Origin of the sequence: Blautia sp. AM42-2, assembly GCF_003480245.1 — a bacterium.
Taxonomy (GTDB): Bacteria; Bacillota; Clostridia; order Lachnospirales; family Lachnospiraceae; genus Fusicatenibacter; species Fusicatenibacter saccharivorans.
Genome location: NZ_QUIM01000015.1, coordinates 256 through 13,046, shown reverse-complemented (window position 1 = coordinate 13,046; position 12,791 = coordinate 256). Strand labels below are relative to the sequence as shown.

Annotated in this window: 10 protein-coding genes and 6 tRNA genes; 2 read left to right on the top strand and 14 right to left on the bottom strand. The window is 44.0% G+C overall.

The genetic code is table 11. The annotated features are described in order from the left end of the window. Positions 1-7 precede the first annotated feature (7 nt). Together DW915_RS13695 and DW915_RS13690 are read right to left on the bottom strand one after the other, a co-directional pair. A complete protein-coding gene (locus DW915_RS13695; protein ID WP_118742315.1) occupies positions 8-925 on the bottom strand; it encodes an ABC transporter permease in 918 nt (305 codons plus the stop codon). 14 nt (positions 926-939) lie between these two features. Next, positions 940-2,445, bottom strand: a complete 1,506-nt coding sequence (locus DW915_RS13690) for an ABC transporter substrate-binding protein (protein WP_118742285.1) — start codon at positions 2,443-2,445, stop codon at positions 940-942. A gap of 317 nt (positions 2,446-2,762) precedes the next feature. On the opposite strand from DW915_RS13690, the gene DW915_RS13685 reads away from it, so the two are divergent. After that, positions 2,763-4,469 (top strand): sensor histidine kinase, encoded by a 1,707-nt coding sequence (locus DW915_RS13685; protein ID WP_158581065.1) that lies wholly within the window; start codon positions 2,763-2,765, stop codon positions 4,467-4,469. Between the two features lie 21 nt (positions 4,470-4,490). Further along, complete coding sequence (locus DW915_RS13680; protein WP_118742283.1) at positions 4,491-6,068, top strand: response regulator; 1,578 nt, start codon at positions 4,491-4,493, stop codon at positions 6,066-6,068. 120 nt (positions 6,069-6,188) lie between these two features. Here the strand turns inward: DW915_RS13680 and trhA are convergent, their stop codons facing one another. The 12 genes from trhA to DW915_RS13620 all read right to left on the bottom strand — a co-directional run bounded on the left by trhA (position 6,189) and on the right by DW915_RS13620 (position 12,709). Then, the gene (trhA, locus tag DW915_RS13675; RefSeq protein WP_117762166.1) at positions 6,189-6,863 is read right to left on the bottom strand and encodes a PAQR family membrane homeostasis protein TrhA; all 675 of its coding nucleotides are present in this window, start codon (positions 6,861-6,863) and stop codon (positions 6,189-6,191) included. Between the two features lie 226 nt (positions 6,864-7,089). After that, positions 7,090-7,347: a GIY-YIG nuclease family protein gene (locus DW915_RS13670; RefSeq protein ID WP_055220299.1), complete on the bottom strand. Its 258-nt coding sequence runs from the start codon at positions 7,345-7,347 to the stop codon at positions 7,090-7,092. 172 nt (positions 7,348-7,519) lie between these two features. Continuing rightward, a complete protein-coding gene (locus tag DW915_RS13665; RefSeq protein ID WP_022461220.1) occupies positions 7,520-8,395 on the bottom strand; it encodes an ROK family protein in 876 nt (291 codons plus the stop codon). A 17-nt stretch (positions 8,396-8,412) separates the two neighbouring features. After that, the gene (gene manA, locus DW915_RS13660; RefSeq protein WP_118595199.1) at positions 8,413-9,348 is read right to left on the bottom strand and encodes a mannose-6-phosphate isomerase, class I; all 936 of its coding nucleotides are present in this window, start codon (positions 9,346-9,348) and stop codon (positions 8,413-8,415) included. A gap of 342 nt (positions 9,349-9,690) precedes the next feature. Next, the gene (locus DW915_RS13655; RefSeq protein WP_117762165.1) at positions 9,691-10,644 is read right to left on the bottom strand and encodes a peptidoglycan DD-metalloendopeptidase family protein; all 954 of its coding nucleotides are present in this window, start codon (positions 10,642-10,644) and stop codon (positions 9,691-9,693) included. Positions 10,645-10,964: 320 nt separating this feature from the next. Then, positions 10,965-12,020 (bottom strand): D-alanyl-D-alanine carboxypeptidase family protein, encoded by a 1,056-nt coding sequence (locus DW915_RS13650; protein ID WP_022461224.1) that lies wholly within the window; start codon positions 12,018-12,020, stop codon positions 10,965-10,967. 166 nt (positions 12,021-12,186) lie between these two features. After that, a tRNA-Lys gene (locus DW915_RS13645) sits at positions 12,187-12,259 on the bottom strand. An 8-nt stretch (positions 12,260-12,267) separates the two neighbouring features. After that, positions 12,268-12,340 (bottom strand) — tRNA-Phe (locus DW915_RS13640). Between the two features lie 6 nt (positions 12,341-12,346). After that, positions 12,347-12,420 (bottom strand) — tRNA-Met (locus DW915_RS13635). A gap of 33 nt (positions 12,421-12,453) precedes the next feature. Beyond that, positions 12,454-12,526: transfer RNA gene (locus DW915_RS13630), tRNA-Thr, on the bottom strand. A 19-nt stretch (positions 12,527-12,545) separates the two neighbouring features. Next, positions 12,546-12,627, bottom strand: a tRNA-Tyr gene (locus DW915_RS13625). A 9-nt stretch (positions 12,628-12,636) separates the two neighbouring features. After that, positions 12,637-12,709, bottom strand: a tRNA-Val gene (locus DW915_RS13620). Between the last annotated feature and the right edge of the window lie 82 nt (positions 12,710-12,791).

Here is a 12,791-nt window from a genome sequence, read left to right as displayed (position 1 = left end):
CCTTCGCTTAGAATAATGCGCTGTTTTCGTCCAGTCTTCGAACAACCAGGTTTGCAATCAGTACCAGTGCAAATCCTACCAGTGACTGATAAAGACCTGCTGCAGATGCCATACCGATGTTGTTCAGCTCCATCAATCCACGATATACGTAAGTATCGATGGTGTTTGTCACGTCGATCAGCGGTCCGCTGTTCATTGGTACCTGATAGAACAGTCCGAAATCGGAATAGAAAATACGTCCTACGCTCATCAGGGTCAGTGTGATAATGGTTGTTTTCAGTCCCGGCAGTGTGATATGCAGAATTCTCTGCCAGCGGTTCGCACCGTCAATGGATGCAGACTCATAAAGGCTGGCATCCAGTCCTACTACCGTTGCATAATAGATAATGCAGTTATATCCCAGGTTTTTCCATACATTGACAAAGATCAAAATGAATGGCCAGTACTTCGGATCAGAATACCATCCGATGCCCTGTTTTCCCATTGGTTTCAGAATACTGTTATTAATGAATCCGGCATCTGTGCTGAGGAATCCATATACCAGGTAGCTGACAACGACGATAGAAATCAGGAACGGTACCAGAATTAACGTCTGGTATATTTTCTTTCCCATCGTGGAACGGATTTCATTCAGCAGAATTGCCACTGCAATTGCAAGTACGGTTCCGACTACGATAAAGATTACGTTGTATCCCAGTGTGTTTCTTGTAATTGTCCAGGCATCTTTTGTCTTGAACAAAAACTCAAAGTTTTTCAGGCCTGTAAACGGGCTTTTCAGGATTCCCAGGCTGTAATTATATTTCTTGAATGCAATAATAATTCCAGCCATGGGCATATAGTTATTGATAAATAAGTATACAAGTCCCGGAAGCAGCATCAGATACAGGGGAATAAATCTGCGGATTTTACCCCAATTTCTTTTCATCTTCCCAGCCTCCATTATTTGTTGGCTTCCAGCCAAGCGTCTAACTGTTTCTGTTTCTCTGCAATGATGGTATCTGCTCCTGCAGCTTTCAGCTCATCCAAGAATTTCGGAATGGTAGTTTCCGGATCCAGGGAACCGCACTCCAGCGCCGGACCATATTTTGCCACAACGTTTGCACATGCAGTTACTTCATTTTGTACTTCTGTGTTGTCCCATGCAAAACCTTTGGCTGGAGAAACTGTCGCATCTTTGTTAAATTCCTGAATCTGATCCCAGATATCTGAATCAAGACCTTCCCAAATATAAGAAATTGTCTCGTTTGGCCATGCCCATGGAAGACTGGTATAGCCTGTATTGCTGGCATTAACTCCTTCTGGATAATTAACGATTCCCTTTTCCTTATCTACAAATTCATAATGCTTTCCTTCTAAACCATTGATAAAAAGATTGGCCAGATCCGGGTTCGTGTAGATCTCATTTAATACCTGTACAGCTCTTTCCGGTTTTTCACTATTGTGCGGTACATACCATACAATATCGACACGTGTTGTGGTGGTATATGGTTTTACCATCTCCAGAACAACAACTTCCTTTCCTACCTCTTTTTCCATCTCTTTTTCAATACCCGGCTTGGTATTTGTGAAACGTCCAAATCCTTTTCCTGCACCAATCAGGCTGTTTGCGTTTTCAGTGGAAGTAGAAGCATCCGGCATGAGCAGGCCTTTCTGTGCCCAATCATAACGAAGTTTCATTTCGTTCATATATTCATCTGTTCCATAATAATTGATAACGGTTGTATTATCTCCAGATGCACTTTCCAGTGATCCAATATCTCCGCCCAGATCATCCTGATCTGTCATCAAGCTCATAGAACCATTATTTGATACAATTGGATATACATCCGGATACATTTCTTTTACTTTCTCCAGAAGCGGTTCTAACTCTTCTTCTGTTTTGATAGAGCTGTAATCAATTCCAGTTGCATCTGCCATCTCTTTGTTCATGGCAAATCCCCATCCGGTTGCTTTCTCTTTATTTGCTGGAACTCCATAAATATCGCCATTAAAAGTTACACATTTCCAATCAGAATCGCTGATCTGGGATTTCATATCACTTCCATAACTGTCCAGATAATCCGTGATCGGAACAATCTGTCCGCTGCTGATTGCGGATGTTACATTACCGCAATATTCATACATCAGATCCAGTTTTTCAGAAGATGCCAGTGTCAGGTTGACCTGCTGATCATAACTTCCAAATCCAACACGAGTCAGCTCAACTTTAGTATTGAATTTTTCCTCGGTGATTTTGCTTGCTGCCTCAGAAATTTTTGCGCAGTCATCTGTGCTGGCATCGCCAGGTGCCAGAATTTTTACCGTATAACTGTCCTGATTGCTGCTGTCTGCGCTCTTGGAAGATCCGTCATTTGAGCTGGACGCGTTATCGCTTCCGCAGCCTGCCAGCATACTTCCTGCCATAACAGAGACAAGTAACAGTGCCATTGCTTTTTTCTTATTCATTGCAGTTCTCTCCTTTGTTCTTTTCTTTGTTTTACGAATAGCTATATCCTATCAAAGAAATATCTCTTTCTCTATAAAATCTGTGACTTTCTCTTTATATATTGTGACATACCACTGTAACTTTCGTTATTTTAACGAATCTGTATACTTATTTCTTGAAAACACACGACATCTATATTAGAATAAATGGCATGTTCCAACAGTTGGAACGCTCACACGATTTTTCTTATATTGTTATATTCTTGGAGGCTCTTATGTTATCTCGTAAAAATTTTTACATCTCATCAAAAATTTTTTTCACCCTTATAAGCCTTATCATGCTTATTCCGCTTACATTTCTGACGATATTTTTTGATTTCTACTCGCTTCGCCTGCTGAACCGCGAAATCGCTTCTGCAAACCGAAATGCTCTGTTTCTCTATCAGGAACAGTTAGAAGCAGATCTTTCCCAGATAGAAACCTCAATGGCACAGGACTGGGCTACGAACTGGAATTATCAGAAACTAAAATATAAACTTGATCCGCTCGATGTTCATTTAAATACACTCTCCATTGTGAATAAAGCACGGGAACAGCTTGCTCTGACAGAATGTCTCGGTGCTGTCTATATTTATTCTGCTCCCAATGATGTCTGCCGCTGTGCCTATCAGGACTGCTATTCCCATGAAGAATTAATAACAATGCAGAATTATGTAAAATCCCTTGATTTTGAATCAACTTCCAAATCCTGGTTTTACGATAAAGTCGGTGATAAATATTTTTTGGTTCGTCTTCTCGGTTTTTCCAACGCTTACAGTGTTTCTCTGGTAGATTTTGACCTTGTTATGGCTCCATCCCGTCTCGCCACGCAGACGCATAATGCCGGCTCGCTTGTCTATCTTTCCGATGACGGCACTGTATTAAATCCTTCCAACACCATTACAGAAAATAAACTGACCTTTTCGCAAAAAGATAATAACCATATCAAAAAGGGACGAAAAGAAAATTTCTTTGTTGTACAGGATCCTTTAAAATATGCCGATATTACCATGCTTTACCTTACCCCCTATCAGGGAAGCCAGTTTTATTTGAATGCGACACAGATGTTCGCCATTATTGCCTCTGCACTGGCACTGCTTCTGATTCCATTTATGTGCTTTTTTGCCATCAAATTTTATTTTTCTCCTTTAAGTGACGCAACAGCTACCATGGAGAAAATTCGAAACGGCCAGCTGGACTCAAAACTGCAGGAAACACAGTTTATCCGTGAATTTTCCGTCTTTAATTCCACTTTTAACCGAATGATGGATGAAATTCACAATCTGAAAATCCGCACTTATGAAAATAAACTGACCATTCAAAAATCTCAGCTGCAATATTTCCAGATTCAGCTGAAGCCTCACTTTTACCTGAACTGCCTGAAAACGCTTTACGGTATGATTCAGCAAAACAAAGGAAACGATGCGCAGCAGATGATTTTGTATGTTTCCCAGTATATCCGCTATACCTTCCGCGACAACAGCAGTCTTGTGCCGCTGCAGACGGAACTGAATCAGGTACAGAATTATTATAAACTCCAGAAGCTGAACACGAGAGATTCCTCTGAACTGACGATTTCTGCAGATCCTTCCGTTTCAGAATTTCCAGTTCCCATGCTCTGTATCCAGACTTTCGTTGAAAACTCCTTTAAGCACGGACGAATCCCCGGTCAGCCGCTCAATGTGCATATTGCCGTCCGGCTGACAGAAACAGAAGAAGGAAATTACTTAAACATCAGTATTCAGGATAATGGAACCGGCTTCCCGGACGAATTTCTGCAGTCCTTTCTGCAAAATGAAGAAGATACCACAGCTGGGCAGCATATCGGCATTCACAATCTCCGACAACGGCTTACCCTGCTCTACAAAGACAAGGCTGGACTGATCTGTATGAATGGTTCCTCCGGCGCCATGACAGAAATTATCCTGCCTGTACAGGAAGAACCGAATCCCAGTCCGGATTTAAAGAACAGCTTACTCTCAAAAGAAAATTTACTTTCACCCTAATGTGAAGAGGAGGAATCACGAATGAATGTATTGATTATTGATGATCAGCCCGATGTTGTCGCCGGTATTCATTCCGGTATCAACTGGGATGCTCTTTCCATCCGACAGGTTTTCTGTGCTAACGACATTATCCGTGCGCGTGAAATTCTTTCAAACAATTCCGTGGATATCATGCTCTGCGATATCGAAATGCCGCTCGGCAGCGGTCTTGAACTTTATGAATGGGTTGCGGAGCATTTTCCAGAAATCAAATGTATTTTTCTCACCTCACATGAAGATTTTTCCTATGCACAAAAAGCACTGCAACTCGGCGGATTCGATTATCTGATTCAGCCCGCTCCCTACAGTGCAATTGAGGTTTCCATTCAGAAAGCAGTCCTGCAAATTCAAAAGGAAAGAAAGGAAAAATTTTACAGTGAATATGGAAACTATTTCAGCAAACGCGAAATGGATCTTCTTGATGTGCTCTTAAATGAATTTTTGCAGAAACAGCCTGCAGAACCGCAGAATATCCTGAGTTTTCTGGACACGATCTCCATAAAACTCGATCCCAGCCGTTCCTGTGTTCTGACTTTGATTGATATTCTCGAACAGGACACGCCACATCCAGTTCGTGACCTTTCTCTCCTCCGCTCTATCCTGCAGAATGTCGTTTCCGAGCTGTTTGAGCCGTTCACTAAAAAACTGCTTTTCTGCCATGTCCACGAACAGGTTTTTGCCCTTATTTTATACGAAACCGATAATTTTACAAAAGATCAGGTGCAAATTTATTTGCATACTTTTGTGGAAGCCGCTTCACAGTATCTCCACTTTAAAATAGCATGCTACTGTGCTCATTCTGCAAATTTTCTTCTGCTACCAGATAAAATACAGCAGCTTTTGGAACAGCGCAGTGAAAATGTGGCAAACTATAGCGGTATTTTTTATCAGAAATCCAGTATTTCCCCGGTTCCCTACACCCCTCCGGATTTTGTCCACTGGAATGTCATGCTCTCCTCTGGTTATTACGATGCCGTCCGTGCAGACATGCATGATTATCTGCTCCGCCAAAAAGAATCCGGTCATGTAAACCAGAAAATGCTCAGTCTCTTTTTACAGGATTTTCTTCAGCTCTTCTATCAGATTCTGAACCATCACCACATCGGTGCACACGGTGTTTTTGAAAAAGAATACGATATTCACGCCCTGAACAACTCCTGTCATTCCATAGAAGAGATGCATAAACTGCTTGATTTTTCCGTTGATTATCTAAAAAGCCTTCAAATTAGCGCAGAACCAGGTGTTTCACAGATCGACCAGGTGGTAAATTTTATTCAGAAAAATATTCACCAGAATGTTACCCGCACCGAAATCGCACATCAGGTATACATGAACCCGGAATACCTCTCCCGGCTTTTCAAAAAGGTAAAAGGAATTTCACTTTCTGACTATATCGTGCAGGAAAAACTGAAAATTGCGATTTCCCTGCTTGAGGGAACCAATCTCCCGGTCAGTGTAATTGCAACGAATATCGGCTACACGAATTTTTCTTATTTTACACAGGTATTCAAAAAAGTCTACGGAATTTCTCCGAGTGAATACCGTCAAAAGAAAAAATAATGCAAAAATAGTACTGCGGAGCGTAAAGTTTTCCCAAATAAATGTTAATACCCGGGTATAACGAAAATACGTTCCGCAGTATTTTATTTTTGCATTACTGTTTTATCTTCAAACAAGTTTTTATACCGGCATCGCCGCCACAAAATAATACATCACAACAAAATGACAGAAGCTGCCACCCATCACAAACAGATGGAAAATTTCATGTGTTCCGAACTTTTTATGCTTCGCGTTAAACATCGGCATTTTTAATGAGTAAATCACCCCGCCGACCGTGTAAATGATGCCACCCGCCAGCAACCATCCAAATGCCGGCCGTGAAAGAGCCAGAAACAGCGGATGAAATGCCAGTACACACAGCCATCCCATTGCGATATACAACACTGAGGAAAACCACTTCGGACAATTGATCCAGAATGCCTTGACAAGAATTCCGCCAATTGCAGCTGCCCACACCAATGCACAAAGTACAATTCCCGTCCGTCCATGCAGCGCAATCAGACAGATCGGCGTATAACTTCCCGCAATCAGCACGGAAATCATCATATGATCAAACTTCTTCAGTCGACGGTTTACCTTCCCATTTACATCAAACGTGTGATACACGGTGCTCGCCAGATACAGCAAAATCATACTCAGCATAAACACCGCCATCGCAACCACATGCAGATGATCCGGCTCCCGCGCCGCCTTCAAAAGCAATGGCAGCGTTCCCACCACCGCCAGGATCAACGCAATCCCATGCGTAATCGCACTGCCGGGATCCTTAATTCCATTTTTTCTGATATACTTCATCCTGCTCATTCCTTTCCTGTCAGAAGCGCTGTGTATTTCAATTACCACTTTATGTAGTTTTGATTACTACTTATCATCGTTTCTTTTATTATAGCAGAATAAAATTATTTTTCAAGTCAAAATGTCTATTTTCTTCTGGAATCGTTCGACCTGCTTTGACACAAAAAAACAGACTACTCGCCTGCACCTACCGTTGTGCCTGTTTGAGCCGTCTGTTTTTGTATTTTTATTGCTTCTTCGCTTGAATCAGCTTCCATTTTTCTACCCGCGAAAGCTGCTTAATTTCCCATTCTCTCCGCATAGCCTCCTGTTTTGTTAAAAAGGTTTCAAAATACACCAGTTTTACCGGTTTGCGGCTCTTTGTATATTTCGCTCCTTTTCCAGCATTGTGTGCCTTTACTCTGCGTTCCAAATTATTGGTCCAGCCTGTATAAAAAGATCCATCGCTGCATTCCAGAATATATGTAAAATTCCCCTGTTCCATTTCAAATTCCGTTCCTTCTGTTCATCTGTATTCTATGTAACTTTAACACTCGGTTCTTTTAGGCGCAATCAAAAAAATAAGAAAGAGTCCTGCTTCGCAGGAAAATTCAACGAAGTTTCCTGTAAGCAAAAAACCGTCCGGATTTCTCCGAACGGTTTTCTCATTTTTATTTTTACTGCATTGCCAGCTCATCTACCGCCAGTTTCAATGCGCCCATGATACCCTGGTTGTCGTTCAGGCTTGGAAGTACAATGTAGCTGTCGAGATCCTCAAGTTCTTTTGTTACAAGATATCCGTTCAGCTGTTTCTTTACTTCTTCTCTTACGAGCGGCATCATATGCTCCTGATGCATAACGCCTCCGCCCAAAACGATTCTCTGCGGGGAGAGCAGCATGATGCAGTCTACAAGTGCCTGTCCGATATAGTAAGCCTCAAGCTCCCATACCTCTTTTTTGTCTGCCAGCTCAATACCTTTTTTGCCCCAGCGTGCTTCAATGGCAGGACCTGCAGCAAGGCCTTCCAGGCAGTTGCTGTGATACGGGCATTTTCCGCCGTAAGTATCTTTCGGATGTCTGGTCAGCAGAACGTGTCCGCCTTCCGGATGAAGCATGCCGTGCAACAGCTTGCCATTGGAAATAATTCCCATTCCAACGCCCGTTCCGATGGTGATGTAAATGCTGTTGTCCAGACCTTTTGTGATTCCCCAGGTAGCCTCACCCAGTGCAGAACCGTTTACATCGGTATCAAATCCAACCGGGATGTCCAGTGCATCTGCGAAAGCGCCTACGATGTTGTAGTTCTTCCATGCTAATTTGGGAGTTGTGGTAATGTAACCATATGTTTCGGATTTTCTGTTCAGGTCGATCGGTCCAAAGCAACCGATTCCCAGTGCCTGAATGTCCTTCTCTTTGAAATACTCAATCATTTTCGGAACGGTAATTTCCGGTGTCTCGGTCGGGATAGAAATTCTCTCATAAATTTCTCCATTTGCGTTTCCAATTGCGCAGACCATCTTTGTTCCGCCTGCTTCTAATGCTCCAAGTCTCATTGTGTTTTTCTCCTCTCTTATGCTTCTGGATTTGAGCAGATTACAGAAAGTTTTCCTTCAAATCTGCATCCATTAAAATTAGCCGGTATAATAAAGTGAGTACCTTTCTTAACCGGAATACCGTTTACAGTACCCTCTCCGGCGATTACACTTACATTAGTATAATATTTTTTCGCATCTAAGGTGAATACACCGTCGATGTCGTATTTATCTACAGAGTAGAACTTGCATGTTACAAAATGGGTATGTACCGCGCCCGGGATTTCCTCTGTAAAGGTATCGATATCTGCCGGTTTAAACGGAGCCTCGATAACATCGATACTCTGCTCTACATGAAGCTGTCTCGGTTTGCCGTTCTGCAGTCTGTCATAATCGTATACACGATAGGTGATATCGCTGCTCTGCTGTGTCTCCAGAATCAGTGTGCCGCCTTTGATGGCATGTACGCATCCCGGATTGATCTGGAAGAAATCTCCCTTATGTACCGGCACTTTGCGGATGAAATCGCTCCACTCATGATTGCGGATCATTTTCTCCACTTCTGCCTTGTCTTTTGCATTGTGTCCGATAACAATTTCTGTACCCGGTTCGCAGTCCAGCACGTACCAGCATTCGGTCTTTCCAAGAGATCCATTCTCATGCTCTCCTGCATAAGCATCATCTGGATGAACCTGGATGCTCAGATCATTTTTTGCATCAATGATCTTGATCAGCAGCGGAACCTGGCTTCCCGGGTAATTTCCGAAAATTTCCGGCTCCTCTTTCCAGAGCTCACCTAATGTTTTTCCATCAAATCTTCCGCCTGCCACATGGCTCATTCCGTTGGCATGTCCGCTGATCGCCCAGCACTCGCCGGTTGTATCGCTCGGAATTTCGTAATCAAATACGTCTCTTAACTTTGTTCCACCCCAGATTGCTTCTTTGAACACCGGGTCCATAAATAAAAGCTCCATATTTTTCTAATCCTCCTTGTTTTCAGGATCTGTCCACTACATCTATTTTAACCGATAACATTCAAAAACGAAACCCCTAAAATGACAAACTTTCACATTTTCTGTAACCGGTTACTTTCCTTTTATTCCGCCTTTTTTCTATATCAAAACAATCCTGTTTGTTATATGTAAAGCTGACTGTTTTCAGCCAGCCTTTTTTATAAAAAGCAATCGAAAAACGGTATTTTACCATCCGCGGTCTGCGCCGCCTTTTTTGTATTCAAAACCTGTAAAAAAGATTCGATTGCGAATCCTACACTTTATAATACTTTCCCGCATCCCATTTCGTGCAGGTCCTCTTTTTTATTCCGAAATTGCCGGGAGATATACCATAGGATCAATGGCTTTTCCATCTTTTTTCATCTCAAAGAAAAGATTGCTTCCCTCTTTTACATAATATTTCGTCGGTGCTGCAACTGCTCCGATCCGTGCTGCTTTCTGAACTTTCTGGCCTGCCTCGAGGGAAACGTCTGTGAGCTGTCCGTAGATGGCTTCGTATCCATTTCCAAGATTCATGGTGACGGTGAGGCCGGTTCTTGCATCATTTTCCACACTCACAACTTCTCCGTCCGCTGCCGCCAGAACCGGAGTTCCTTCTGCCGCCGAGAAAACAACGCCTGGATTGCACTGGTAAAGATCCAGTGTCGGGAAATAAACGGTATTTTCCATGTTATACGGAATCAGAACTGTTCCAGTAACCGGCAGTTCCATGATTGTCGCTTCGCTGAACATCAGATCCTGTGCAGCCCCTGCTGTCTCAACTGCCGTTTCCTGATTTTCTGCAGAATCCACAGTTCCGGATGCTGCACTCGTTTCTTCATTCGCCGCTGTTTCTCCTGATCCTGTTTCTCCGTTCTGATCCGCCGCTGTTCCGTTTACCGCCTGCGCGTCCTGTCTTTCTGTATTCCCATCTGATTCTTCCGGTGTATTCTGAGCCGTCTCTGCATCTGCTTCTGGATTTCCCGCCGCCTCTTCTTCACACGCCGCTTCCATTTCCGGCACCTGTTCCAGACTGTTTTCCACATCATCTGCCTGATCCTGTACGGCACGCGTTCCGTCTGCATCTCCCGCCGTCTCCTCCGTCTGCTGTTCTGTAGTTCCGGTGCTTTCGTCCTCTGTAAGCTGTGCCGTCTCTCCCTGTTTCGCCTGATCTGCCTTACCGTTTCTCGCATCCTGCTGCCAGGTCAGCACTCCGCCTGCAATCATCATTGCCAGTGCCGCTGTGATCACGCCGATTCTCAACTTGTCTCTTTTCATGTTCTTACCACCTCTGCTGATATCTTTTTAAGCATTTCAGAGGCGTTTTTCGATTTCTCGCTCTCCTCCTGCTTTTCTACAGTAAGCAGTATTTCCCATCCGGCGCGATCTATACACAAAAACTGGATTTTTCCTTTCCGTTATCCACAATTTTTTCCCTGCGCTTCTTTCTTTTGTGGAAAACATAATTCTTTTCTGCGCATTCCGTGCAAAACATCCCCAATGTTATCCACACCTTATTTTCTCGACTTGCTTCACGCAAAAAAAAGAGCCGGAACCGGGAATTTTCTCCCATTTCCAGCTCTCACTTTCACCTGTATTTACTGTAATCTTCCATACACCGTACTCGCATCCGCGATGCTGTCCACCGCAGATCCCGAATCCGTCATGGCCTCTGCCGTAACAAGTATGTACTCTTCGCCTCCATATTCTGCAAAGCTGACCAGGCACTGACCCGCCTCATCGGTAAATCCGGTCTTTCCGCCTTCAATGACTGCCCCGTTCTCCAGTGTCGTACTCATCTCATAGCTGGTAAACCGGTGGAGCATCGTGTCATACAGCGTAATTCCCTCCGGGTGTGATGCGGTAGCTTCCGTTGTGTAAACCTCCCTCGTCACGATCTCGCGAAACGTATCACTCTTCAGACACTCGCTCATCAGCACCGCAATATCACGGCAGGTAGAATAATGGTTGTCGTTATGCAGTCCCGTGCAGTTCTCAAAATGCGTATTGGTAAGTCCCAATTCTTCTGCTTTCTGGTTCATCATGGCCACAAAACCTTCTTCCGATCCGCCGACTGCTCTCGCCAATGTCTCACATGCATCTGCGCCGGATGGCAGCAGCACACCATAGAGAAGATCACGAACCGTCGGCTGTTCGTACGGATTAAATCCCGCTACCGACGCATCCTGTGCCGTCAGTTCCTCGAAGATGTCCTCCGGAACCGTAATCGTCTCGTTCAGATCCGGAAGATTTTCAATGGTAAGCAGCGCTGTCATAATCTTTGTCATCGACGCCGGATAAATTCTCTCATCTCCGCCCAGATTCATCATCTCAGCCAGATCGCTTTCCCGCACCAGCAGGGCATGCTGACTGTTCAGACCATCTGACGAAATCTGCTGTACCGGCTCAGGCGTCGGTGTAATCTCCTCCTCCGGGCTGGAATCCGATATCGGCTCTGAACTGTCCCCAACAAGAGAGGATGACGAAACCGAAGAGGATGCACTTGCGTTTCCATCCGTCTGTTTTTTCTCGTTCTTCTGCATCTGATATCCAAGCACGCCAATCAATCCGATAATGATAACAAGCAGAACACTTAAAATCACTTTCTGCTGAAACTGGCGTCTTCGTCTTTTGTTTTTCTTTTTTTGTGCCATAAACAGATTCCTCCGTTCTTTTTTATTCTTTCAAAGCATAGTACATTTCCTGCTCTTTTGCAAGATTTTCGCCGTAACCTTAAGATAAACATAATCAAAATTGGTCCGGTGGACCAATTTTGGATATGCAGAACAAAAAAAGAACCCTCGAAAGGGTTCCACATAGTGAAGCATCGGGGATTCGAACCCCGGACAACTTGATTAAAAGTCAAGTGCTCTACCGACTGAGCTAATGCTCCGTAAAATATGCCTAGTTCCGGAATCGAACCAGAGACACGAGGATTTTCAGTCCTCTGCTCTACCAACTGAGCTAACTAGGCATAAAATTGCGGGAGTAGGATTTGAACCTACGACCTTCGGGTTATGAGCCCGACGAGCTTCCAGACTGCTCCATCCCGCGATATCCTATTTTTGTACTTGATTTCTCAAGTAAAGCCGATGATCGGACTCGAACCGATAACCTGCTGATTACAAATCAGCTGCTCTGCCAATTGAGCCACATCGGCCGATTGCCTGATTGGCAAGTGGGTGGTGGTGGATTCGAACCACCGAAGCAATTTGCAGCAGATTTACAGTCTGTCCCCTTTGGCCACTCGGGAAACCACCCATAAAAGAATGGGACCTACAGGGCTCGAACCTGTGACCCTCTGCTTGTAAGGCAGATGCTCTCCCAGCTGAGCTAAGATCCCATTTTTCAGATATTTAGTTATGAAAAGCGACCCGGATCGGGATCGAACCGACGACCTCCGCCGTGACAGGGCGGCGCTCTAA

What these genes read in the sequence shown, in the direction of transcription:
- DW915_RS13695 (WP_118742315.1), bottom strand. Translation starts at nt 925, where the DNA reads ATGAAAAGAAATTGGGGTAAAATCCGCAGATTTATTCCCCTGTATCTG.
- DW915_RS13690 (WP_118742285.1), bottom strand. Translation starts at nt 2,445, where the DNA reads ATGAATAAGAAAAAAGCAATGGCACTGTTACTTGTCTCTGTTATGGCA.
- DW915_RS13685 (WP_158581065.1), top strand. Translation starts at nt 2,763, where the DNA reads ATGCTTATTCCGCTTACATTTCTGACGATATTTTTTGATTTCTACTCG.
- DW915_RS13680 (WP_118742283.1), top strand. Translation starts at nt 4,491, where the DNA reads ATGAATGTATTGATTATTGATGATCAGCCCGATGTTGTCGCCGGTATT.
- trhA (WP_117762166.1), bottom strand. Translation starts at nt 6,863, where the DNA reads ATGAAGTATATCAGAAAAAATGGAATTAAGGATCCCGGCAGTGCGATT.
- DW915_RS13670 (WP_055220299.1), bottom strand. Translation starts at nt 7,347, where the DNA reads ATGGAACAGGGGAATTTTACATATATTCTGGAATGCAGCGATGGATCT.
- DW915_RS13665 (WP_022461220.1), bottom strand. Translation starts at nt 8,395, where the DNA reads ATGAGACTTGGAGCATTAGAAGCAGGCGGAACAAAGATGGTCTGCGCA.
- manA (WP_118595199.1), bottom strand. Translation starts at nt 9,348, where the DNA reads ATGGAGCTTTTATTTATGGACCCGGTGTTCAAAGAAGCAATCTGGGGT.
- DW915_RS13655 (WP_117762165.1), bottom strand. Translation starts at nt 10,644, where the DNA reads ATGAAAAGAGACAAGTTGAGAATCGGCGTGATCACAGCGGCACTGGCA.
- DW915_RS13650 (WP_022461224.1), bottom strand. Translation starts at nt 12,020, where the DNA reads ATGGCACAAAAAAAGAAAAACAAAAGACGAAGACGCCAGTTTCAGCAG.